27 protein-coding genes are annotated in these 22,549 nt (G+C 66.2%); 4 read left to right on the top strand and 23 right to left on the bottom strand.

What is annotated here, in order from left to right; translation table 11 throughout:
• Nucleotides 1-32 precede the first annotated feature (32 nt).
• The gene (locus ACXJKC_RS00345) at nucleotides 33-560 is read right to left on the bottom strand and encodes a hypothetical protein (protein WP_456694670.1); all 528 of its coding nucleotides are present in this window, start codon (nucleotides 558-560) and stop codon (nucleotides 33-35) included.
• Between the two features lie 172 nt (nucleotides 561-732).
• On the opposite strand from ACXJKC_RS00345, the gene rocD reads away from it, so the two are divergent.
• Together rocD and ACXJKC_RS00335 are read left to right on the top strand one after the other, a co-directional pair.
• On the top strand, nucleotides 733-1,938 hold the full coding sequence (gene rocD / locus ACXJKC_RS00340; protein ID WP_456694669.1) for an ornithine--oxo-acid transaminase: 1,206 nt from the start codon (nucleotides 733-735) through the stop codon (nucleotides 1,936-1,938).
• A gap of 17 nt (nucleotides 1,939-1,955) precedes the next feature.
• Nucleotides 1,956-3,593, top strand: coding sequence for an ATP-binding cassette domain-containing protein (locus ACXJKC_RS00335; protein ID WP_456694668.1), 1,638 nt, complete (start codon nucleotides 1,956-1,958; stop codon nucleotides 3,591-3,593).
• 2 nt (nucleotides 3,594-3,595) lie between these two features.
• Here ACXJKC_RS00335 and ACXJKC_RS00330 read toward each other — a convergent pair whose 3' ends face one another.
• Both ACXJKC_RS00330 and ACXJKC_RS00325 read right to left on the bottom strand, forming a co-directional pair.
• Nucleotides 3,596-3,952 (bottom strand): hypothetical protein, encoded by a 357-nt coding sequence (locus tag ACXJKC_RS00330; protein ID WP_456694667.1) that lies wholly within the window; start codon nucleotides 3,950-3,952, stop codon nucleotides 3,596-3,598.
• Between the two features lie 25 nt (nucleotides 3,953-3,977).
• Nucleotides 3,978-4,799 carry a spermidine synthase gene (locus ACXJKC_RS00325; protein ID WP_456694666.1) on the bottom strand — a complete coding sequence of 274 codons (822 nt, stop codon included), beginning with the start codon at nucleotides 4,797-4,799 and terminating at the stop codon, nucleotides 3,978-3,980.
• A 37-nt stretch (nucleotides 4,800-4,836) separates the two neighbouring features.
• Here ACXJKC_RS00325 and ACXJKC_RS00320 point away from each other — a divergent pair, with 37 nt between their 5' ends.
• Nucleotides 4,837-5,622 carry an ABC transporter ATP-binding protein gene (locus tag ACXJKC_RS00320; protein ID WP_456694665.1) on the top strand — a complete coding sequence of 262 codons (786 nt, stop codon included), beginning with the start codon at nucleotides 4,837-4,839 and terminating at the stop codon, nucleotides 5,620-5,622.
• Here the strand turns inward: ACXJKC_RS00320 and ACXJKC_RS00315 are convergent, their stop codons facing one another.
• Nucleotides 5,623-6,675 (bottom strand): Gfo/Idh/MocA family protein, encoded by a 1,053-nt coding sequence (locus ACXJKC_RS00315; RefSeq protein ID WP_456694664.1) that lies wholly within the window; start codon nucleotides 6,673-6,675, stop codon nucleotides 5,623-5,625.
• 1 nt (nucleotide 6,676) lies between these two features.
• Nucleotides 6,677-6,907: an RNA-binding S4 domain-containing protein gene (locus ACXJKC_RS00310; RefSeq protein WP_456694663.1), complete on the bottom strand. Its 231-nt coding sequence runs from the start codon at nucleotides 6,905-6,907 to the stop codon at nucleotides 6,677-6,679.
• Between the two features lie 22 nt (nucleotides 6,908-6,929).
• On the opposite strand from ACXJKC_RS00310, the gene ACXJKC_RS00305 reads away from it, so the two are divergent.
• Entirely contained in the window at nucleotides 6,930-7,295 is a 366-nt protein-coding gene (locus ACXJKC_RS00305) for an RNA-binding S4 domain-containing protein (protein ID WP_456694662.1), read from the top strand.
• Here the strand turns inward: ACXJKC_RS00305 and ACXJKC_RS00300 are convergent.
• From ACXJKC_RS00300 to ACXJKC_RS00215, 18 genes are all read right to left on the bottom strand, one after another.
• The gene (locus ACXJKC_RS00300) at nucleotides 7,292-7,918 is read right to left on the bottom strand and encodes an alpha/beta hydrolase (RefSeq protein WP_456694661.1); all 627 of its coding nucleotides are present in this window, start codon (nucleotides 7,916-7,918) and stop codon (nucleotides 7,292-7,294) included. The two genes, ACXJKC_RS00305 and ACXJKC_RS00300, sit on opposite strands and share 4 nt — an antisense overlap.
• Nucleotides 7,915-8,322: an NUDIX hydrolase gene (locus ACXJKC_RS00295; RefSeq protein ID WP_456694660.1), complete on the bottom strand. Its 408-nt coding sequence runs from the start codon at nucleotides 8,320-8,322 to the stop codon at nucleotides 7,915-7,917. The genes ACXJKC_RS00300 and ACXJKC_RS00295 overlap by 4 nt, the downstream gene beginning before the upstream one ends.
• Nucleotides 8,319-8,912, bottom strand: coding sequence for an LOG family protein (locus ACXJKC_RS00290; protein ID WP_456694659.1), 594 nt, complete (start codon nucleotides 8,910-8,912; stop codon nucleotides 8,319-8,321). Before ACXJKC_RS00290 ends, ACXJKC_RS00295 begins: the two co-directional genes overlap by 4 nt.
• A 59-nt stretch (nucleotides 8,913-8,971) precedes the next feature.
• Nucleotides 8,972-9,700, bottom strand: a complete 729-nt coding sequence (locus tag ACXJKC_RS00285) for a WecB/TagA/CpsF family glycosyltransferase (protein WP_456694658.1) — start codon at nucleotides 9,698-9,700, stop codon at nucleotides 8,972-8,974.
• A gap of 84 nt (nucleotides 9,701-9,784) precedes the next feature.
• Nucleotides 9,785-10,195, bottom strand: a complete 411-nt coding sequence (gene nusB / locus ACXJKC_RS00280; RefSeq protein WP_456694657.1) for a transcription antitermination factor NusB — start codon at nucleotides 10,193-10,195, stop codon at nucleotides 9,785-9,787.
• Nucleotides 10,195-10,764 (bottom strand): elongation factor P, encoded by a 570-nt coding sequence (efp, locus tag ACXJKC_RS00275; RefSeq protein ID WP_456694940.1) that lies wholly within the window; start codon nucleotides 10,762-10,764, stop codon nucleotides 10,195-10,197. The genes nusB and efp overlap by 1 nt, the downstream gene beginning before the upstream one ends.
• Entirely contained in the window at nucleotides 10,761-11,828 is a 1,068-nt protein-coding gene (locus ACXJKC_RS00270; protein ID WP_456694656.1) for a M24 family metallopeptidase, read from the bottom strand. The genes efp and ACXJKC_RS00270 overlap by 4 nt, the downstream gene beginning before the upstream one ends.
• A complete protein-coding gene (gene aroB, locus ACXJKC_RS00265) occupies nucleotides 11,825-12,919 on the bottom strand; it encodes a 3-dehydroquinate synthase (RefSeq protein WP_456694655.1) in 1,095 nt (364 codons plus the stop codon). The genes ACXJKC_RS00270 and aroB overlap by 4 nt, the downstream gene beginning before the upstream one ends.
• Nucleotides 12,916-13,425, bottom strand: coding sequence for a shikimate kinase (locus ACXJKC_RS00260; protein ID WP_456694654.1), 510 nt, complete (start codon nucleotides 13,423-13,425; stop codon nucleotides 12,916-12,918). The genes aroB and ACXJKC_RS00260 overlap by 4 nt, the downstream gene beginning before the upstream one ends.
• A complete protein-coding gene (aroC, locus tag ACXJKC_RS00255) occupies nucleotides 13,422-14,600 on the bottom strand; it encodes a chorismate synthase (RefSeq protein ID WP_456694653.1) in 1,179 nt (392 codons plus the stop codon). The genes ACXJKC_RS00260 and aroC overlap by 4 nt, the downstream gene beginning before the upstream one ends.
• A 23-nt stretch (nucleotides 14,601-14,623) precedes the next feature.
• Nucleotides 14,624-15,307 carry a prepilin peptidase gene (locus ACXJKC_RS00250; protein WP_456694652.1) on the bottom strand — a complete coding sequence of 228 codons (684 nt, stop codon included), beginning with the start codon at nucleotides 15,305-15,307 and terminating at the stop codon, nucleotides 14,624-14,626.
• Nucleotides 15,308-15,317: 10 nt separating this feature from the next.
• Entirely contained in the window at nucleotides 15,318-16,121 is an 804-nt protein-coding gene (locus ACXJKC_RS00245) for a shikimate dehydrogenase (RefSeq protein ID WP_456694651.1), read from the bottom strand.
• Complete coding sequence (gene mltG / locus ACXJKC_RS00240) at nucleotides 16,121-17,248, bottom strand: endolytic transglycosylase MltG (protein WP_456694650.1); 1,128 nt, start codon at nucleotides 17,246-17,248, stop codon at nucleotides 16,121-16,123. Before mltG ends, ACXJKC_RS00245 begins: the two co-directional genes overlap by 1 nt.
• On the bottom strand, nucleotides 17,241-17,708 hold the full coding sequence (gene ruvX / locus ACXJKC_RS00235) for a Holliday junction resolvase RuvX (protein WP_456694649.1): 468 nt from the start codon (nucleotides 17,706-17,708) through the stop codon (nucleotides 17,241-17,243). The genes mltG and ruvX overlap by 8 nt, the downstream gene beginning before the upstream one ends.
• A gap of 10 nt (nucleotides 17,709-17,718) precedes the next feature.
• Nucleotides 17,719-20,376, bottom strand: coding sequence for an alanine--tRNA ligase (alaS, locus tag ACXJKC_RS00230; RefSeq protein ID WP_456694648.1), 2,658 nt, complete (start codon nucleotides 20,374-20,376; stop codon nucleotides 17,719-17,721).
• Nucleotides 20,376-20,672, bottom strand: a complete 297-nt coding sequence (locus ACXJKC_RS00225; RefSeq protein WP_456694647.1) for a DUF6167 family protein — start codon at nucleotides 20,670-20,672, stop codon at nucleotides 20,376-20,378. The genes alaS and ACXJKC_RS00225 overlap by 1 nt, the downstream gene beginning before the upstream one ends.
• On the bottom strand, nucleotides 20,669-21,139 hold the full coding sequence (locus ACXJKC_RS00220) for a hypothetical protein (RefSeq protein ID WP_456694646.1): 471 nt from the start codon (nucleotides 21,137-21,139) through the stop codon (nucleotides 20,669-20,671). Before ACXJKC_RS00220 ends, ACXJKC_RS00225 begins: the two co-directional genes overlap by 4 nt.
• 42 nt (nucleotides 21,140-21,181) lie before the next feature.
• Complete coding sequence (locus ACXJKC_RS00215; RefSeq protein ID WP_456694645.1) at nucleotides 21,182-22,543, bottom strand: replication-associated recombination protein A; 1,362 nt, start codon at nucleotides 22,541-22,543, stop codon at nucleotides 21,182-21,184.
• Nucleotides 22,544-22,549 lie beyond the last annotated feature (6 nt).

The following is a 22,549-nucleotide window of genomic DNA, read 5'->3' as shown; positions in this document are numbered from 1 at the left end:
TTCCTTGGTTGAGTGAGATGCAGAACAGGTCGTCACGACCCGCTCGGCGGTCCCCTCAACGAGCGCGAGTGCGCGAGCAGCACGTCATGGCGCGAGCGCGGCGCCACGACCGGAACCAGCGGCCGCAGCGATGGCACGACCATCGCGGTCCGCAGGATCGGCATGGCCCGCAGGCCCAGGCGTTCGGCAAGACCCCAGACGAAGCGCTCGCCCCTCGACAGCGCGAGTGCACTGACCAGGGTGGCGGCGACGTGACTGGCCAGCATTTGGGCATCCATCGTCATCGCGGTGTCAGAGCCTGCCCAGTGCACGCTGACCTGGCACAGGACGAGCAGGCCGAGGATCTGGCCCATCGTGACCCGCCTCGACGACAGCAACCAGGTGATCGCCGTGCCACCTGCGAAGACCGCAAGCACTGCCGGTGCCGACAACTGGCCGCCGGCTGTGTGGTGGCCCAAGGCGGCTGTCAGGACGCATGCGAGCGCCGCAGCGACCGAGCGCACGAGCCTCATGGGTCGACCCGCCGGGCTGAGTGCGCCGGCGCGATCGGGGAGGTTCACACGTCCACGATATCGGCGCGGTCCGGTGACGCTCCGGCAGGCCGCCTGAATCGACGAACCGTCAAGGCTGCCGCCACGATGAAGACCAGTGCGCCCAGGAGCCACCACCAAGGGAGAACGAGCGCTCTTGCTGGTGCAGGGGCCCGCGCTACTGTCCGGTTACCGTGGGGGCATGAGCCCTGATACCGCATCGTTCATCGCGCTCGATCAACAGTGGGGCGCGCACAACTACCACCCGCTGCCGGTCGTGATAGCCGAGGCGGAGGGTGCGTGGGTCACCGACGTCGAGGGACGCCGCTACCTGGACTTCCTGTCCGGCTATTCCGCGCTCAACTTCGGGCACCGTCACCCCAGGCTGATCCAAGCCGCGCACGATCAGCTCGATCGCCTCACACTGACGTCACGGGCGTTTCACAACGACCAGTTCGGGGCGTTCTGTCACGAACTGGCTGACCTGACGCAGACCGAGATGGTGCTGACCATGAACACCGGCGCCGAAGCCGTCGAATCGGCGATCAAGATCGCACGCAAGTGGGCATACGAGGTCAAGGGCGTCGCTTTCGATTCTGCCGAGATCATCGTGGCGGCGGGAAACTTCCATGGCCGCACCACGACGATCGTCTCGTTCTCCGACGATCCTCTGGCGCACGACAACTACGGGCCGTTCACCCCAGGATTCGTGACGGTGCCGTACGGCGACATCGAGGCGGTGCGGGCCGCGATCACGCCGTCCACCGCCGCAATCCTCATGGAACCGATCCAGGGCGAGGCCGGCGTCATCGTGCCGCCAGCGGGCTTCTTCTCCGGTGTGCGTGAGCTGTGCGATGAGCACGACGTGCTCCTGATCGCCGACGAGATCCAGTCCGGACTCGGCCGCACCGGCAAGCTGTTCGCGCTGGATCATGAGGACGTCCGAGCCGATCTCTACACCCTGGGCAAGGCCCTGGGCGGCGGGATCATCCCGGTATCGGCGGTCGTCGGCCGGGCCGATGTGCTCGGCGTCCTGGCGCCTGGTCAGCACGGTTCGACGTTCGGTGGCTACCCGGTGGCGTGTGCGGTCGGACGGGCGGTGGTCGAGCTGTTGAACACAGGTGAGTTCCAGACCCGGTCGCAGGAGCTCGGCAGGCATCTGCACCGACGTTTGGAAGCCCTGGTCGGCGAGGGGCTTCTGGCCGTGCGCGGCCGCGGCCTCTGGGCCGGCATCGACATCGACCCACGCGGCAGGACCGGTCGCGAGGTCTCGATGGCACTGCGCGATCGCGGCGTCCTGTGTAAGGAGACGCACGAGCGCACTCTGCGCATCGCACCGCCGTTGGTCATCACGACGGCCGAGATCGACACCGCCATGGATGCACTCGCCGAGGCGCTGCAGAGTTGAGTCCCTAGGATCATCCGGTGAGCGCAACCGTAGTAGCCAAGGGCCTTGCCGGCGGACATGACCACCGGACTCTCTTCTCGGGGCTCGACCTCACGATCGCGCCCGGAGATGTCGTCGGGGTCGTGGGCGCCAACGGCGGGGGCAAGAGCACTTTGCTGCGTCTACTGGCCGGTATCGACGAGCCACTGGCTGGTTCGGTGTCATGGGCACCGGCGGATGCCTTCGTCGGCTGGCTACCGCAGGAACATGACCGCGTCGACGGCGAGACCGTGGCCGGATACATCGCCCGTCGCACCGGCGCGGCCGCCGCGACCGAAGCCATGGAGACCACCGCAGCGGCGTTGGGCTCGGGCAGCGACGAAGCCGATACCGCGTACGCCACGGCATTTGATCGTTGGCTCGCAAGCGGCGCCGCCGACCTGGAGGACCGCATTCCGGCGGTGCTTGCCGAGATCGGGCTGACGACAGGTCCCGATGCGCTCATGACGAACCTGTCGGGTGGGCAGGTGGCCCGTGCGGCGCTGGCTGCGCTGCTGTTGAGCCGCTTCGACGTCGTCCTGCTCGACGAGCCGACCAATGACCTGGATCTCCTCGGGCTGGAACGCCTCGAGACGTTCGTCACGGGCCTGCGCGCGGGGGTCGTCCTGGTATCGCATGACCGCGAGTTCCTTGCCCGCTGCGTGACGAGGATCGTCGAGCTCGATCTGGCCCAGGACACGGTCTCGGTGTACGACGGCGGCTACGAGGCCTATCTGCACGAGCGCGAAGTGGCGCGTCGTCAGGCCCGCGAGGCGTACGACGAGTTCGCCGACACCAAGGCCGATCTGATGTCGCGCGCCCGCACCCAACGCGAGTGGAGCTCCCAAGGCGTCCGCAATGCCATGAAGAAGTCGCCCGACAACGACAAGATCAGGCGCCGGGCACAGAGCGAGTCATCTGAGAAGCAGGCGCAGAAGGTGCGTCAGATGGAGTCGCGCATCGCCCGACTCGACGAGGTCGCCGAACCGCGCAAGGAATGGGCCCTGCAGTTCAGCATCGCGGCAGCGCCCCGATCCAGTTCCGTGGTCGCCACCCTCAATCAGGCCATTGCGCAGTTGGGCGGCTTCACCCTCGGACCGGTCTCCTTGCAGGTCGACGCCGGACAGCGTATCGGGATCACCGGGCCCAACGGTGCTGGAAAGACCACGCTGTTGCGCATGCTGCTGGGCAGCGTGCCGCCGTCCGCCGGTTCGGCCTCGCTCGGTGCATCGGTGTCGATCGGCGAGATCGACCAGGCACGCTCGACGCTCGCGGCCGATCTCGTCCTCGGCGAGGCCTTCGGTCAGGAGATCCCTGAGATGACCGTGGCCGATGCCCGCACCCTGCTCGCGAAGTTCGGATTGAAGGCCGATCAGGTCTCGACCCAGGTGGCGCAGCTGTCACCGGGCGAACGCACCCGCGCCGCGCTGGCAGTGCTGCAGGCCCGTGGGGTCAACCTTCTCGTGCTCGACGAGCCGACCAATCACCTCGACGTCCCCGCGATCGAGCAGCTCGAAGAGGCGCTCGGGGCCTACTCGGGCGCACTGCTGTTGGTGTCACACGACCGCCGACTACTCGACAACGTCCGACTGGACGCTCGCTGGCAGGTCGATGACGGTCAGGTCACGGTGCGCTGAGATCAGCGATGGGCGGAGGCCCAGAAGACTGCCACGCCGACGTTGATGACGGTCAGACCGAGGATCGTGCCGAACAGCGCATTGCTGATCTGTTCCTTGCGCGTGTTGGCCATGACCAGTCCGAGCACCACCAGCGCGATGACGAGCTTGACGGCGATCTTGGCGTGATTGACGTCGGCGTCATCGGCCTCCAGCACGCCGACCGCGGCAAGACCGGCCAGGAACGCGGTTCCGGAGCCGTCGCGCATCGCGGCGTTGACCTTCTTGACCGGTGAGGACGCCTGGGCCAGGAGGCCGCCCAGGAGGGCCGCCATGCCGAGCAGGTGGATGAACAAGATGATCAGGCGAAGGGTTTCCACGGTCCAAGGCTAGTCCGCTGCGAGGTCAGCTGAAGAAGGTGGCTCCGCCAGGTGGCGCCGGTGAACGCGAACTGTCGGCGTCGGTGAATGGTGCTTTGGCGGCGAAGCTCGTCACGATCTCGCGGTAGGGCAACACCCGGTACGGGAACGGCGAGCTGGCAGCCCTGCGGGCGAGTGCCTCCCACGGCAGCGCCATGGCGGAGGCCGCGACCAGCACATTGCCGAACCGACGACCTTTGAGCGTGGCCGGTTCGGCACTGATCATGACATGGGCGAATGCGTCACAGACGCCCTTCACGGCGCGTCGCACATACGGGAAGGGTGCCCGGTCGGCGAGGTTGAGCAGCACGATCCCGCCGCCTGTCGTGACCCGCGCCAAGTCGGCGAAGAACTCGACGGTCGACAACTCCGCGGGGACCTGCGCCCCGTCGAAGGCGTCCAGCACGATGATGTCGGCGAGGTCATCTCGCATCGCCGCGATACCACTGCGGCCGTCTATCGGGCGGATCTTGATTCCGCTGTTGCGGGGCAGGGGCAGTTGTTCGCGGACGAGGGCCGTGACGCGCTCATCCGGTTCCAGCACGGTCTGCGACGACCGGGGTCTCGTCGCCGCGACATATCGGGGAATCGTCAGTGCCGCTCCCCCGATATGCACGATCCGCACAGGAGTGCCAGGGACGCCCACGGCATCGATGACATCGGCCATGCGCTGCATGTAGTCGAACTCCAGATGCGAAGGATTGTCGAGGTCCACGTGGGACTGATCCGTGCCATCGATCCGCAGTGTGAAGGCCGAAGGACGATCCCGGTCGGGCACTATCTCGATTCGCCGTTGGACTTCACTCACCGCACAACTCTAGGCCCGGCTTGACTAGGCTGTGACAGTGAGTAGCGACAAGGTGTTGGACGTCCGGGCAGTCGACTTCGTGCGCGAAGGCAAACTCCTGCTCGACCAGATCGACCTCTCGGTCAACCACGGCGAGCACTGGGCGTTGATCGGACCCAACGGCGCCGGCAAGACCACACTGCTCAATCTCTGCGGAGCGGTCAACCATCCGACCCGCGGCACGGTGCACGTGCTGGGCCGGCAACTCGGCCGGGTCGACATGCGTGAGCTGCGCCGCGACATCGGCTTCGTCAATCCCCGGCATCCCCTGCGCTCGAATCTGACGGTCGAGCAGATCGTCCTGACCGGCGCCACGGGGACCAATGAACTGATCCCCCGCTGGCGGCCCACCGACGATGAACGCGATCGGGCGCACCTGCTCATGAAGATGCTGGGGGTCGACGTGCCGACCTCGCCGCGCTGGCTGACGATGTCGCAGGGCGAACGCGGTCGAACGCTCATCGCCCGCGCGCTGATGCACGATCCGCCCCTGCTCCTGCTCGATGAGCCCTCGACGGGTTTGGATGTCGCGGCGCGCGAGCAGCTCCTGACCACGCTCGACGATCTGCGGTCGGTGCTGACTGACACCTCGACGGTCATGGTGACCCATCACTTCGAGGAACTCCCCCGCACCACGACGCATGCGGCCCTCCTGCGCGGCGGCCGCATCATCGCATCGGGTGCGGTCGACGAGGTGTTGACCACCGACCTGGTGACGGAATGCTTCGACTATCCGATCCGGGTCGAGCGCAATAACGGACGCTGGGCCGCGACGGCCGGCTAGCTACTCGATCAGTCCGGCTGCCGCGAACGAGATCCCGACCTGGCGCCGGATCTCATCCGATGCCTCCATCGAGATGATCGAAGCGCTGAGTGGCCTGATCGGCGTCTGGGTCTGCCCTTCGGCGATCCGCCGGGCTGCCTCAGTGGCCTGGAAATGCAGACCCGCGATCTGATCGCCGTGCGGCTCGTCGTACCGCAGCTCGATCGAGCGATCCGCCGAGGCCACCGTGATCGGACCTGGTGAATTGTGTATCGCCTCGACCGTGGCCACACCTTGACTGCCGATGATGACTATCTCATTGCGGGGCCAACCGTGGACCGTTGTCGCGATGACCGACATCGCACCGTCGGCATGCAGCATCGTGGCGCCGAGCTGTCCGTTGACACCGCGTCGATCGGGCACTCCCGCCGCCGCGACGGTCTCGGCCGGGCCGAGCAGAGACGTCACGTACGCGATCGGATACGTACCCAGGTCGAGTAGCGGCCCTCCTGCCAGGCCGGCGTCGAAGATGCGGTGATCGTCGGTGAAGTACTCGCCGTAGATCGTGTGTACCGATCGGAGTTCGCCGAGCAGGCCACCGTCGATGATCTGACGCAGCACATCCCATTTGGGTTGGTGCAAGGTCCACAGCGCCTCGGCACAGTAGACGCCCGTCTCCTCGGCCTTGGCCTTGATCTGACGCGCTTGGTCGGCGTTCAACGCGATGGGCTTCTCGATCAGCACGTGCTTGCCGGCGTCCATCGCGAGGAGCGCATGCTCGCAATGGGACGGGTGCGGCGTCGCGATGTACACGATGTCGACATCGCCGAGCGCTACGAGCTCTTCATATGATCCGACCGCTGTGGCGATCTCGTGGGTCTCGGCGAAGGCTCGTGCCCGTTCGGGCGACCGAGAGCCGACGGCGACGACTTCTTGGCCCGTGTGGGCGTGCAGCGATCGCACGAACTGATCGGCGATCCAGCCGGGTCCGAGGATCCCCCAGCGCAGACGGGGAGCCTGCATCGAGTCGGGCGTACGGGGGCTCGGCAGTGGGCTGTCCCAGCTCAGCTCCACGTCAGCCCACCCGCGCTGCCAGGACTCGATCGGGAGTCCTGACCTCGATCAGCATCCCTTTGGCGAGTTGGCGACCTCGCCTGGTCTCGGTCTCGCCATCGACCGAAACGTCACCGTCGACGATCATCGCGCCGGCCTGTGCGCCTGAGTCGGCGAAGTTGGCGAACTTCAGGAACTGTCCCAGCCGGATCATGTCGCCGCTGATCTCGATGGTCTCGGGTCCGGTAGTCATGGGGCAAGTCTAGAGTCGGAACATGCACACGACCGCCCGAGCCGATGTCTGGATCTCGTCGGTGCGGCTCTACAGGACCCGTTCCATCGCCTCGAACGAGTGCAAGGCCGGTCATGTGCGCATCAACGGGGCCAAGGCCAAGCCCTCGCTGCCGGTCAAGATCGGTGACCGGGTCGAGGCGCTCACCGAAGGCGGGCTGCGGATCGTGATCGTCACCAAGATCATCGTCAAACGGGTCGGCGCCACGGTCGCCGTCGGGTGTTACGACGATCTGACGCCTCCGCCACCGCCGAAGGAGGAGGTCGCGATCATGCCGCGACGCGATCGCGGTGCAGGCCGGCCGACCAAGCACGAACGCCGCGCGATCGACCGGCTGCGCGGACGTTAGGACAGGTGAGTGGACAAGAACTCGTTGATGTCGGCGAGCTCCTCGGCCGAGACCGCATGCTGCAGGCCGGGATAGTTCTTATCGGTCAGATCACTGTGGGCCGCGAGCCAGACCGAAGCGCGAACGGTGGCATCAGGTGCGATGATCGGGTCGGCGTCGCCATGCCCGAAGAACACCGGGACATCGCGGGCGAGGAGCACTTCGTCGCCCGGCAGTGTCGCGTCGAGTACGAACCCCGACAGCACCAGACCTGCGACGAACCGGTCGGGACGATGACGCAGTAGCTGGCTGACCATCAGGCCGCCTTGTGAGAAGCCCAACAGGATCACCTGGCGCTCGGGGGCGACGAACTCGTCGAACCAGGCCAGCAGGGCCAGGGTCGCTTCTGCGGTCGCGGCGGGATCAGGACGCCCTGGAACCCGGATCGGGACCCAGGCGTGCGAACCTTCGCCGAGCGTCAACGGTGCGCGGACCGAGGCCGCAGCAAGTCCCGGTCTGAGGTGGGGTATCAGGCCCGGCAGATCGAGTTCATTCGAACCGTAGCCGTGCAGCAGCAGAACCAACGGCGCATCGTCGAGGCCGCTGCGGACGGTGTGCCGGTCGTCGATCACGAGAGTCGTCATAGTTGTCCTGTCAGGATCGGCAGCAACGCCTGGCTGCTGAGTGGGGCGATGTCGAGGGTGCCGGGATCGTGCGGATCTACCCAACGGCTCTCGGCGATCTCAGCAGCAGCGGTCGGGGTGCCGGCCAGCAGCGTCACCGAGTACACCTCGGCGAGTACCCGGTGTCCCGGCTCGTTCGCGGCGTCCTCCTCGAACGTGCCGACCCAGGTGAAGTCCTCGGCGGGCAGCCGAAGGCCGAGTTCCTCGTCGAGCTCACGCCGGAGCGTGTCGAGTGGATGCTCTCCTGGTTCGATCTTGCCCCCGGGCTGCATGAACATCGTCGTGCCGTGTTTGCGGACCATGAGCGCCTTACCCGATGCGTCGACGACGAGCGCCGCCGCGACGTGGATGACCGGCGCCGTCACGGCTGCACGGTCTTGGTCATGCCGCCCCATTTGTCGGTCCAGGAGGGTGGCTGCGACAAGGCTTCCAGGAGTGAGTCGAGGTCTTCACGGATCGTGACGATCGCCGACTGATCGGCCCGGACGAATCCTTGACCGACCATCGAGTCGAGCATCGCCTGCATGGGCTGCCAGAACCCTTCGACGTCGAGGAAGCCGCACGGTTTGGCGTGGATCGTGAGCTGCGCCCAGGTCCACTGCTCGGCGATCTCCTCAAGCGTCCCGGCGCCGCCGGGCAGCGCGATGAACGCATCGGCGAGATCGGCCATGAGCTGCTTGCGTTCGTGCATCGATTCGACGATATGCAGATCGGTCACGCCGTGGTGGGTCAGTTCGCGGTCGTGCAGTTGGCGAGGGATGACGCCGATCACCTGACCGCCTGCTGCGAGAGCCGAATCGGCCACGATGCCCATCAGTCCCACGTGGCCGCCACCGTAGACGACGCCGATCCTCTTCTCGGCCAGCGTGCGACCGGTCAGACGCGCCGCTTCCGCATAGGCAGGAGAACTGCCGAGGCTCGATCCGCAGAACACTGCCACCGTTGAGAGCGCCATCGCCCACCTTTCGTCAGGTGTCCATCGTGACGCAATCGACCGCAGTCGCGGTCGCCGGGTCAGCGGCGGCGACGCCAGTAGTTGGGCAGGATGTGCTTGACGAAGACCGGCATGCACTCGATGAAGTACCGCCGGAACAGTCGGCGCGGTTCCTGGGCCAGCCGGTAGAACCATTCGATCTTCGCTGCCCGGACCCAGCCCGGGGCCATCGTGGCATTTCCGGTGACCATGTTGACCGCGCCGCCGACGTTGACCACGACGCCGCCGAATCCAGCCCGCCGCACCTGCTCGCCGATCATGTCTCCGAACGGTGGTGTCACCGCCACGATCAGCAGATCGACGTCGTACTTGCGCAACTTCTTGGCCAGCCGCTTGGGCTCCCACTCGCCGCGATTGCCGTGCTCACGGAACACGACGTGCAGACCCGAATCGTGCAGCTGACCGCGAAAATCGTAGCCGACCCGGCGTTCCGCACCGAGGATCGCGGCCTTCTTGCCGTGGAACTGGCGGCCGGCCAACATCCGTTCGAGGAATTCAGAGCCTGTGACGCGTTCGGGGTCGATGCCCCGAGAACGCATGAGCGAGACGATGGGCCAGCCGTCGGCCGTGATGTAGTCGGCCTGTTCGATCGTGCGGGCGAATTCGGCCGACTTCGAGGCCAGAGCCAAGTGATGCAGGTTGACCGTCTGGATCCGCTTGGAACGCTCGTCGAGCACTGCGGCATCGAGATCCTGGTCGCTGAGAATGCACTTCTCGGCCATCTGGTCGATGAGTTCGGTCGTGATCACGTCAGCCCTCCCTTTGGTGAGACCTGTCAGCCTCACCAAAGGAGAGTCTTGAACCACCAGATCATGACGCGGAAATGCTGAGAATCAGCCGATCAGCGTCGGTTTGAGCTCCACGATCCGGCTCAGCAAGCCGTTGACGAAGACCGGCGACTCGTCGGTCGACAGCTCACCGGCCAGGCTGACCGCCTCGCTGACGGCCACCGCGTCGGGGACATCGTCAGCGAAGAGGATCTCGTAGGCACCGATGCGCAGCAGGTTGCGGTCGACGGCCGGCATCCGGTCGAGCGTCCACTCGTTGGCGTTCGCCGAAATGATCTCGTCGAGACGCTCGCAGTGGGCCATGACTCCCTCCACAAGGAGGACCGCATAGTCATTGACCGGGTATTCCTTGTCGCTGACCCGATCGGCGAGCGTGCCACCGGTCGGCAAGCTCTGCGCCTCAGATTCGAACAAGATGTCGAGGGCGCGCTTGCGAGACTTACTGCGTGAGGCCATCAGGCCTTCACACGACCGAGATAGCTGCCGCCTTCGCGGGTGTCGACCTTGATCTTCTCGCCCGAGACGATGAACAAGGGAACCTGGATCTCTTTGCCGGTCTCCAGCGTGGCCGGCTTGGTGCCGCCGCTGGAGCGATCGCCCTGAAGACCCGGATCGGTGTGGCCGACAAGCAGCTCGACCGAAGCAGGCAGTTCGACGAACAGCACGCGACCTTCGTTGGTGGCCACGAGAGCTTCCTGGTTCTCCAGGAGGAAGCCGATCGCGTCGCCCATGACCTCGGGCGGTACTTCGGTCTGCTCGAACGTCGTGGTGTCCATGAAGACGTAGCTCGTGCCGTCGTTGTACAGGTACTGCATCGTGCGCTTGTCGACATTGGCCGTCTCGACCTTCGTGCCGGCGTTGAACGTCTTGTCGACGAGCTTGCCGGTCTCGACGTTCTTCATCTTCGTGCGGACGAAGGCAGGGCCCTTGCCGGGCTTGACGTGCTGGAACTCGATGACAGCCCACAGCTGTCCTTCGATGTTGAGCACCATGCCATTCTTCAGGTCGTTAGTGGTGGCCATCAGCCAATCTCCAAGAGGTCTTTGGTCATCGTGGTGAGCACCTCGGGGGCACCCGCGGTCACGAGGACAGTGTCTTCGATGCGCACTCCCCCACGACCCGGCACATAGATGCCCGGCTCCATCGTGAGGACGGTGCGACTGGACAGTTTACCTGTGTGGGAAGCCGCGATGAACGGGTCCTCGTGGATCTCGAGCCCGACACCGTGACCGAGGCCTGTCGTGAACGCTTCGAGCCAGCCCGCAGCCTCCAGCGAACCACGCGCAGCAGCGTCTGCCGTGGCCACGTCGACGCCCTCACGTAGCTGGTCGAGCCCGGCAGCCTGCGATGCCTGGACGGCTGTGTAGACCTCGCGCTGCCAGTCGTCGGCGCGGCCGAGGACGACGGTGCGGGTGCAATCGGCGTGGTAGCCGTCGTATCGGGCACCGAAGTCGACCTTGAGCAGATCGCCGGCCACCAGTACGCGGTCGGTCGGGTGGTGGTGCGGGATCGCGGAGTTGTCGCCGGCGGCCAGGATCGTCTCGAAGGCGATCGTCTCCGCGCCGAGATCGAGCATCGTGCTCTCGAGGTCGCGGGCGACTTCACGCTCGGTCCGGCCGACCAGTCGGCCGGCCAATATCTGCTCCAGCGCGAGAGTCGAGATCTCGCAAGCCTTTCGCAGCGACTCGACTTCGGTGTCGTCCTTGACCTCCCGCAGCTGTTCGACAACCCGATCGGCTCCGGCGAATGTCGCAGACGGTGCGAGCTCGACGAGCCGTTCGTACGCATCGACACTCAGGGTGTGTGACTCCACGCCAAAGGTTCCAGCACCCACCCGTGCAGCCATGCCACCGAGCAGGTCTCGCCCGATCGCGTGTTCGACGTCGGGTAGCTCGCCTTTGGCCTGGTCCTGGTAGCGGCCGTCGGTCAAGAACACCGCGTCGCCGTCGACCGGCACGAGGACAGCGCCGTTGGAGCCGGTGAATCCCGTCAGATAGCGCACGTTGACCAGCGTCGTGACGAGTAGTCCGTCGAGACCCTGCTCGGCGAGTGCGGCGACAAGGCGGGAGCGACGTGCTGCGGTACTCATGACGAAATCGCCTGGTACGCGTCGATCAACAAGGATTCGGACGGTCCGGCGAGAATCGTGGGTACGGCCAGCGACTCCAACACCACGAATCGCAGTTGGTTGCCGCGGGTCTTCTTGTCGAGGCGCATCGTGGCCAGCAGTTGTTCCCAGATGCCGGGCCGGTACGTCGTGGGAAGCCCGATCGACTGCAGGATCGAACGGTGCCGGTCGAGCAGGTCCTGATCGATGTGACCGATGCGGTGTGCCATCTCGGCGACGTACACCATGCCGACGGAGATCGCTTCGCCGTGGCGTACACCGTAGTTCTCGAAACGTTCGATCGCATGACCCAGGGTGTGACCGTAGTTGAGCGCCTCGCGTCCGATCGAACCGTCGGCTCCGGTTTCGCGCAGATCGCCGGCGACCGTCCGGGCTTTGACCGCTATGCCCTTCGTGATGAGCTCGGCCACAATGTGCGACGTCGGATCCGCGATCGCCTCGGGGGCGGCCTCGATCAGCTCGAGGATTGTCGGATCGGCGATGAAGCCGCACTTGGCGACCTCGGCCATCCCCGAGCGCAGTTCGGCGGCGGGCAGCGTCTGCAGGACGTCCAGATCGCACAGGACACCGACCGGCTCGTGGAACGCCCCGACGAGGTTCTTGCCCTCAGTCGTGTTGATTCCGGTCTTACCGCCCACTGCCGCGTCGACCATCCCGAGCACCGTGGTCGGGACGTTGACGAAGCGCACGCCGCGCAACCAGCTGGCGGCCACGAATCCGGCCAGATCGGTCGTCGCCCCGCCGCCGAGACCGACGACGACATCGGAACGGGTGAAGCCGTTCTCGCCCAGGACCTTCCAGCAGAACGTCAGGACGTCGGCGGTCTTGGCCAATTCGCTGTCCGGCACCTCGATCAGGTGTACCGCGAGCTGATCGGAGACAAGCGGCTCGCGCAGCCGTTCGGCCTGCAGGCGCATCGCCGGAGCATGGATGATCGCGACCCTCAACACGTCGGATCCCGAACCGATCAGGCCGCGCAGTTCCTCGTGCACGCCGTTGCCGATCACGACCTCGTACGGACGGTCCGTCGCGACGGTCAGTCGGGTCGTCATACGTCCTCCTCGATGAGCGAAAGCACTTGGTCGACCACCTGCACGGGCGCCAGCGAGTCGGTGACGATCGTGAATCGGGCGACCTCTTCGTACAGCGGACGGCGGTGATCCATGAGTGACTTCATCTGCGAGCGCACATTGCCGAGCAGCAGGGGCCGGTTGCCGTTGAGCCCGACGCGCGAAGCAGCCGCGGCCAGTCCGACGTCGAGGAATACGACCCGATGCTGTTTCAGGAGCTGGCGCGAGGCAGCGCTGAGTACGGCCCCGCCGCCGAGGGCCAGGACGCCGTCATGCTCGACGAGCGCCGCTTCGACAGCCTGCTCCTCGAGGACCCGGAAGGCCGGTTCGCCCTGATCGATGAAGATATCGCGGACGCTGCCGCCTTGACTTGCCTCGATATCGGCGTCGGTGTCGCGGAACGGCAGTCCCAACCGAAACGCGAGATCGCGCGCAACGGTCGACTTGCCGGCCCCCGGAGGACCGACGAAGACGACGACTGGACTCAACGGATCCTCAGATTGGCCAAGTACGTCTCGACATTGCGCCGGGTCTCTTCGACCGAATCGCCGCCGAACTTCTCGATCAACGCATCGGCGACGATCAACGCCACCATGGCCTCGGCCACGATGCCGGCAGCGGGCACGGCGCAGACATCCGACCGCTGGTGGTGGGCGCGTGCCTCTTCGCCCGTCTCGACGTCGATCGTGCGCAGAGCACGAGGGACCGTCGCGATGGGCTTCATGGCAGCGCGAACCCGCAGAATCTCACCGGTACTCATCCCGCCCTCGGTGCCACCGGCACGGCCGGACGCGCGTCGAATTCCGTCTGGCGTGGGGAGGATCTCGTCGTGGGCCAATGACCCACGAGTCCGGGCAAGTTCGAATCCGTCGCCGATCTCAACGCCCTTGATGGCCTGGATGCCCATCAGGGCTTGCGCCAGGCGTCCGTCGAGACGCTTGTCCCAGTGTGTGTAGGAGCCGAGACCCGGCGGCAGTCCCTCGACGATGACCTCGACGACCCCGCCGAGCGTGTCGCCTTCCTTCTTGGCCACGTCGACCTCGGCGACCATCTTGGCGCTCGTCTCGGCGTCGAAGCAGCGCAGTGGATCGGCGTCGAGCGCCTCGACGTCGGCGAAGGTCGGGATGACGCCGGAGGGGGCGCGTACCGTCCCGAGCTCGACGACATGCGACACGATCGTGGCGTCGGTCGTCTGCTGGATGAACTGGGCCGCGATCTCTCCGAGTGCGACTCGGGCCGCGGTCTCCCGGGCGCTCGCGCGTTCGAGTACAGGGCGTGCCTCGTCGAAGCCGTACTTCTGCATTCCGGCCAGATCGGCATGTCCTGGACGAGGACGGGTCAGCGGCGCATTGCGCTTGAGTCCCGCGAGGACATCGTCGTCAACGGGGTCGGCGGACATGACCTGGTCCCACTTGGGCCATTCGCTGTTCGCGATGCGCAAAGCGATCGGGCTGCCCATGGTCGTGCCGTGACGTAGACCGCCGACGATTTCGAGCTCATCGGCCTCGAACGCCATCCGCGCACCTCGGCCGTAACCGAGACGTCGACGCGCGAGCGCGGCTTGGATTTCCTTGCTGGTCACCTGGACGCCTGCCGGCAGCCCTTCGAGGACGGCAACAAGGGCAGGGCCATGGGACTCACCAGCGGTCAACCAACGAAGCATGGAGCCAATTCTCCCATGGGTGCTCACACCACGTAGATGGCCGGTCCCCACGCGGCGCCGACGACCGCGCCGATCACCATGTAGGGGCCGAAGGCATAGGCACGGGCATCGATGATCTTGAGCCGGGACAGCAGGACCCCGAACACGGCCCCGAGGATGAAGCCGGCGTAGATGCCGACCAGCGTCTCACTCGTGCCGAGCGCACCGAGGGCCAACGCGAGGACGCCGGATAGCCGGACGTCGCCGTAGCCGAATGCGCCCCCGAAGAAGCGTCCGCCGAACCAATACAGCAGCCGGAAGACAACGTAGACGATCGCATTGGCGATCAACGCGAACTTCAGCACGTCAAGATCGTCGAGGAGCAGCGCGCCCAGCGCTACCAGCAGCAGCACCGCGAGATAGGTCGGTGCGACGATCAGGAACGGCAGGAGTTTGGTGTGCCAGTCGATGAAGGCCAACCACGACCCGACTCCGGCGATCAGCACCCATACCGGCATCAGCTCAGGAAGATCGATCCGCCAGGCGATGACACCGGCCATGGCTGCGGCCACGGTCGCGAGCCCGAAGGACAACAGCCTGTAGTCGGCCAGCGCCGTATAGGCAGGTTTGTCGGGCTCAGCACGCGGTGGTTCAGGCAGGCGTCTCAGCACCAGGGGGCCGGCCGCACCGATGAGCGCGGCCAGCACGGTCGCTATGGCGATGGGCACGCCTCGAAGACTAGCGAACGGACAGCGCAGAAAGAGCCGCGTCGCGCAGCCGCTGTGGAGAAACTGTCGAACCGGTCATCAGCTCGACCTGCAGCGCGGCCTGGTGGGCCAGCAGATCCAGCCCGGAGATCACCGGCACGCCGGCTTCGGCTGCCGCCCGGGCCAACGCTGTCGGCCACGGGTTGTAGATGACATCGAAGACCGCACGCGAAGATTCGACGAACTCGTGCGATCGTGAGCCGAACACGTCACCGGGGACCGTCGAGACGAGCAGATCGACCCGGCTGATCATGGGCTCTTCGATCTTGCGGACCGTGACGGCGATGCCCCGGCCACGAACGACTGCCTCGGCCTCGGCGGCACGGGACGGATCACGGACCACGAACTCGAGCTCCTCGACGCCCCCTTGCACGAGCGTCAACGCCAGGGAGGCGGCCGTGGCGCCACCGCCAAGAATGCGTGCGGTCTGCGGTGCCCGGATGCCCGCCTCGGCGATGGCCGCAGCGGCACCGGGCACATCGGTGTTGTAGGCCGAGATCATCCCGTCGTCGACGATCAGCGTGTTGGCGACGCCCAGGGTCTCGACAACACCGTCATGCTGATGACTGACCTTGGCGGCTTCTCGTTTCAGGGGCGCCGTGACCGAGAAGCCCCGCACGTCATCGCCCAGCGCTGCCACGAACTCGGCGAGCGCACCCTCGTGCACCTCGACGGCCTCATACGTCCAGTCGAGTCCCAACTCGGCATACGCGGCGCGGTGCATCGCGGGTGACAGCGAATGCGCGATCGGCGAGCCGAGGACTGCGCACAGCATCAGCAGGCCTCCGATGTCTTGCAGTACTCCTGCAACTTGGCCACTCCGACGTTGTGCTCGGCGAACGTCTTGGAGAACACCGTCTCGCCGGTGTCGAGATTGACCGCGACGAAGTACAGCCAATCACCGTCTGCGGGGTTGAGCGCTGCCTTGATGGTCTTCTCGCCGGGCGCACCGATCGGGCCGGGCGGCAGTCCGGCGTTCTGGTACGTGTTGTACTTCGACGGATCTGCGCGCTCCTCGGGCGTCGTGAACACGTCACCCTCGCGCTTGCTCACGTACGACACGGTCGAATCGAGTTGCAGCGGCATATCGATCTTCAGGCGGTTGTACAGGACGCGCGCGACCTTGGAGTAGTCCTCGTCCTTCTTGGCCTCGTACTCCAAAATGCTCGCGACGGTCAGCACCTGCTCACCGGTCAGACCCAGGGCCTTGGCCTTGGTGCCGATGTCGAGCGACCTGGCGACGTCGAGCGTCTTCTTGACCATGTCCTGCAACAGTTCCTCGGCGGTCGTGCCTGGCCGGACGTCGTAGGTGGCCGGGAACAGGTAACCCTCGGGGTTCAGGTTCGCGACGTCTGGCAGGCCGAGCTTCTCGGGCGTGTCGAGTACCGCCAGCAGATCCTTCTCCGAGATCTCGGTATTGGCCGCGATGGTCTTGACGATCTGGCCCACGCGGGCGCCTTCGGGGATCGTGACCTTGCCTTCGGCCCGGTTGTTCTTGTTGATCAAGGCGACAAGAGCGCTCTCGGCCGATGCCTTCTTGGGCAGATTGAAGAATCCGGCCTGCACGGCCTGGAATCTGGAATCCTTGAGGGCCAGCTGGTAGAACGCTTCGGCGCTCTTGACCACGTCGGCCTTGGCCAGGATGTTGGCGATCTGCTGACCGTCGGCGCCGCTGGGTATCTCGACGGAGACTGTGCCCGAGCCCTGGCCCGTGTAGTCCTCGGGGCCGCTCAGCATGTCGGAGACTTTGCCGTAGGCCAGGTAGCCGCCGCCCAGCACCGCGAGCAGGACGATCAGCACGAAGATGCGACGGCCCCACGGTTTGCGTGGGGGCGTTTCGGCCCGTCGACGCCCCGGCCCGGAGGGACCGCTGGTCATCAGGTCAAGTCCACTGTCACTCATGCGTTCCTCGCATACTCTCGCCGGGTGCCGAACCGCGGGTGCGTTCAGCGTCCAATGCCGTTTGCAGGATCACGGTAGCGGCAGCTTGGTCGATCACGCTGCGCCTGTCCTTGCCTTTGCGTCCGCGTTCTCGCAAGATCGAGTCCGCCGTCATGGTTGTCATCCGTTCGTCGAACAGTCTGATGTCGACCGGATCGATGGCTTCGGCAAGCTCGGCGCAGAAGGCCCGGACCTTGACGACGGCCGGACCTTCACGCCCCGACATACCGAGCGGAAGTCCGACGACGCACTCGAAGATCTGCAGTTCGTCGACCAGTTCGGCCAGACGTTTGACGGCACTGGGACCGGCCGCCACGGTCTCGACCGGCGTCGCCAGGACGCCGTCGGGATCGCTGACCGCGACCCCGATGCGCACGTCGCCGACGTCGACACCGAGCCTGCGTCCTCGTCTGAACGTCACGCGGCGTCCGTCATCCGGCCAACGCTGTCTCGACGGCCGCCAGCGCAGCGGGGATACCCGCGACGTCAGTGCCACCGCCTTGGGCGACATCGCCCTTGCCGCCGCCCTTGCCGCCGATCTTGGCACCGACAACCTTGATCAGATCGTTGGCGCTCAGACCACGGTCCAGGGCCGCGTCGTTGAGTGCTACCACTGCTGCAGGCTTGCCCCCCGCATCGCCGATCACGACGACGACGGCAGGACGATCGGCCAGACGTTTGCGGATGTCGAGTGCGAGCGTGCGCACATCTCCCCCACCAGCACCGGTCGCGTGGTGGCCGACGTACGCGACACCGCCGATGTCCTTGGCCCCCGCGGCGACGTCACCGGCTGCTCCGAGGAGCTGCTGGGCTTTGATCTTCTCGGCGGCCTTCTCAGCCGACTTCAGACGTTCCATGAGGTCCTGCACGCGCGCCGGAACCTCTCCCGGCTGAGTCTTGAGCAGATCGGTCAACTGGCGGACGACGTCGCGTTCCTTAGCGAGGTACTGGAAGCCTTCGATGCCGACCAGCGCCTCGACCCGGCGGTTGCCGGAGCCGACCGAACCGTCCGACGTGATCACGACGGTGCCGATCTGCGACGAGCGGTCGACGTGGGTGCCGCCGCACAACTCGCGGGACCAGGGGCCGCCGATCTCGACGACTCGCACGTCTTCGCCGTACGTCTCACCGAAAAGCGCGAGGGCACCCCACTCGCGGGCTTCGGGCAGCGACATCGTCTGCGCCGTGACGGGCAGATCGGCGCGCAGGGCGCGGTTGGACGCCTCTTCGACGCCGTGCAGTTGTTCGGGCGACAGGGCGCCGTTCCAACCGTAATCGAGGCGCAGGTAGCCGGGTCGGTTGTACGAACCGGCCTGCAGAGCCGTGGGTCCGAGCACTTCGCGCAAGGCGGCATGGACGACGTGGGTGCCCGAGTGGGCCTGACGGGCGCCGAGACGCCATTCGGGGTCGACTGCGGCCTCGAGCGTCTGATCGAGGGTCAACTCGCCGTCGGTCACTCGGACCTGGTGCACCACGAGGCCCCTGACAGGGCGCTGCACGTCGAGCACTTCGGCGCTGCCGCCGTCCCAGCGCAGGTGTCCGGCGTCGGCGTTCTGCCCGCCGGACTCGGCGTAGAACGGCGTGCGATCGAGCACGACCTCACCGACTGAGCCGGCCGTGATCGCCGGAACCGTTCCGCCCTCGGTGATCAGGGCGAGGACCCGCGACTCGGTCGTGAGCTGGGTGTAGGCGAGCCAATCGGTGGGGCCGTTGGCATCGAGCGCCGTGCGGTACACCGTCGTGTCGGCGTGGCCGCCCTTCTTGGACTTGGCATCGGCCTTGGCCCGGGCACGCTGCTCGGCCATCAGGGCGCGGAAGCCGTCCTCGTCGACGCTCAGCCCCTGCTCGGAAGCCATCTCGAGGGTCAAGTCGATCGGGAATCCGTACGTGTCATGCAGCGCGAAGGCGGCGTCGCCGGACAGCTTCTGCTCGCCGTTCTGCTTGACCGCGATCGCGGCGGTCTCGAAGATCTGCGTGCCCTTGCCGAGGGTCTGACGGAACGCATCCTCCTCGGCGTACGCGATCTGTTCGATCCGCGGGAAGTCGGCTTCGAGCTCGGGATAGGAGGCCTTCATGCGCTCGAGGCTGACCGGGAGCAGCAAGGGCAGCGCCGGGTCCTCGAAACCCAGCAGGCGCATCGACCGTACGGCGCGACGCAGCAGTCGGCGCAGGACATAGCCACGGGCCTCATTGCCCGGCGTCACACCGTCGCCCATCAGCATCAGGCCGCTGCGGACGTGATCGGCGATGACCCGGAAACGCACATCGTCGGTGTGGTCCTTGCCGTACGTCCGGCCCGAGATCTCCGACGCCTTCTCGATGACCGGGAACACTTCGTCGATCTCGTAGAGATTGCCCTTGTCCTGCAGCAGGTACGCAACCCGTTCGAGGCCCATTCCGGTGTCGATGTTCTTGTTGGGCAGTTCGGCGATGACGTCGAACTGGTCCTTCGCGCGGACGTTCGTGATCTCCTCCTGCATGAAGACCAGGTTCCAGATCTCCAGGAACCGGTCCTCATCGACAACCGGCCCGCCGTCGGCGCCGAATTCAGGTCCACGGTCGACATAGATCTCGCTGCACGGCCCGCCGGGCCCGGCCACGCCCATGTGCCAGTAGTTGTCGAGCAGACCGCGGTCCTGGATGCGCTCGTCGGGAAGTCCGGCGACCCGCTTCCAGATCTCGCGTGCCTCCTGATCGGTGTGCAGCACCGTGACCCAGATCTTCTCCGGATCGAAGCCGAGCCCGCCTTCGGCCAGGGAGCCGGTGATCAGGCTCCACGCGTGGGTGATGGCGCCCTCTTTGAAGTAGTCGCCGAACGAGAAGTTTCCGTTCATCTGGAAGAACGTGCCGTGACGCGTCGTCTTGCCGACCTCCTCGATGTCGAGGGTGCGGACGCACTTCTGCACGCTCGTCGCGGTGTTCCACGGCGGTGTCTCCTGGCCCAGGAAGTACGGCTTGAACGGGACCATGCCGGCGTTGACGAACAGCAGATTGGGATCGTCGAACAGCAACGGTGCCGACGGCACCACAGTGTGGCCCGCCTTCTCGAAGTGGTCGAGGAATCGTCGGCGGATTTCCGCAGTCTGCATCAGTGTGCCTTCTTGTCGGGTAGCACTCTCTTGGGGGGTGCCGTGTCGGGGTGTGCCTGGTCGAGGCGCCCGGTTGCTGAGTCGGGATCGGTCATCAGGTGGCGGGCGATCTCGTGCTCGCGGGCCTGCATTCCGTCCTGCATTTCGGCGGTGAATGCCCGCCAGCCTTGGCTGAGTGCCGCGGCCTGGTCGGCGAGACCGGGGGTCGAGAGTCGGTACGCCGCCCGGCGAGCCTTGGCAGCGCCGTACACGCCCGCGGCCGAACCGGCGATGAACCACACGATGCGGGGTTTCACGAGCCGAGCCAATCATCGCCGGGCGCACTAGGCTGCGCGGATCGAACGGCTTTGCGTCCTGCCTGAAGGCGTTCACGCCTGCGGCGCCGGTATTCGCGGCGCATCAACGCAGTGATCCGGTCGCGGCTTTCGGCCCGTAGCGCGTGGGCGACGCCGTGAGCGAAGACCGAGAGGCGTACGCCCGGTCGGCCCAAGGCGGTACGGACGACCTGCTGTTGTGTCGGTGGGACGATCAGCCGACCCTCGATGACCCGCGGCTCGAGTCGCACATCCAGTTTCGCCGGGACGTGGACGACCGAGGGCGAAATATCGTCCCGGTCGATCCGGGCGAGCGCGGTGCTCGGTGCGGACTGATCGTGAATGCTGCGAGCCGTTTGGCGCGCGGCACGCACGGCGATCAGCGCAGCACTGATCGCGACCACGGCCAATACCGCGGTCGCCGTCAGAATCCACAGCTCCGCCGACATGAAGACGAGCCTATCGCGCTGGCCCACCGCCCACATGTGAGGTCAGCGGTCGCGCAGGATCTTGCGGATCATCGCCAGGCGGTCCTTGAGGCGTGCTTCGAAGCCGTGCTCGGACGGTTCGTAGTACGTCGTGCCGTCGATGTCGTCCGGGGCGTACTGCTGCCCCACGACGCCGCGCGAGTCATCGTGGGGATAGGCGTAGTTGTGCCCGTGCCCCAACTTCTTGGCGCCCGAGTAGTGCGCATCGCGCAGAGCAGGCGGGACGGCGGCCACTTTGCCTGCCCGGACGTCGGACAGGGCGCGGTCGATCGCCACGATGACCGAATTGGACTTGGGCGCGGCCGCAAGGTGGATCACGGCCTGCGCGAGCGGAATGCGGGCTTCGGGAAATCCGATCATCGCGACGGCTTGTGCCGTGGCGGTCGCCAGTGGAAGGGCAGTCGGGTCGGCCATACCGATGTCTTCGCTCGCGTGGACCATGAGGCGCCTCGCGATGAACCGGGGATCCTCCCCCGCCTCGATCATCCTGGCCAGATAGTGCAGCGCCGCGTCGACGTCTGAGCCACGGATCGATTTGATGAACGCGCTGATGACGTCGTAGTGCTGATCGCCTTGTCGGTCATAGCGGACAGCGGCCTTGTCGACGGCCAGTGCGGCGTCCTCGACGTCGATCTCGGCCTTGCCCTGCGACGTCGCGGCGCCGGCGGCGGCTTCGAGATACGTCAGGACCCGACGACCGTCGCCGCCGGCCAACCGCACGAGGTGCGACTTGGCCTCGTCGGTCAGTGTGACGACGCCCGCCAGACCACGTTCATCGGTCAACGCGCGGTCGACCAGGACGCCGATGTCGTCATCGGTGAGGCTCTCGAGGGTCAACAACAGTGAGCGGCTCAGGAGCGGCGAGATGACGCTGAAGTGCGGGTTTTCGGTCGTCGCCGCGACCAGCGAGACCCAGCGGTTCTCGACACCGGGCAGCAAGGCGTCCTGCTGCGATTTGCTGAACCGGTGGACCTCGTCGACGAACAGGACCGTCTCGACACCGCTTTGTGCAAGGGCGCGCCTCGCCCCGGCGATGGTCTCGCGCACTTCCTTGACGCCGGCCGAGACCGCGGAGACCTCGACGAACCGCCTGTCGGTGTGCGCGCTCAGCAGGCTCGCGATTGTGGTCTTGCCGGTGCCGGGCGGGCCCCACAACAGGATCGTCAACGGCTGGTTGCCGTCGATCATCTGCCGCAGGGGCGATCCGGGCGCGAGCAGATGCTGCTGGCCGACCAGTTCGTCCAATGACCGTGGACGCATACGCACCGCCAACGGCGCGTTGGCCTGGGCGTTCCCTGCCAGGCTTCCGCCGCCCATACCGGACGGCGCAGCGCCCGGCAGGTCGAACAATCCGTCGGAGCTCATGTCTGG

Source organism: Aeromicrobium sp. P5_D10, assembly GCF_054049535.1.
The sequence above is the reverse complement of the archived record's forward strand: the minus strand, read 5'-3'. Positions and strand labels throughout refer to the sequence as shown.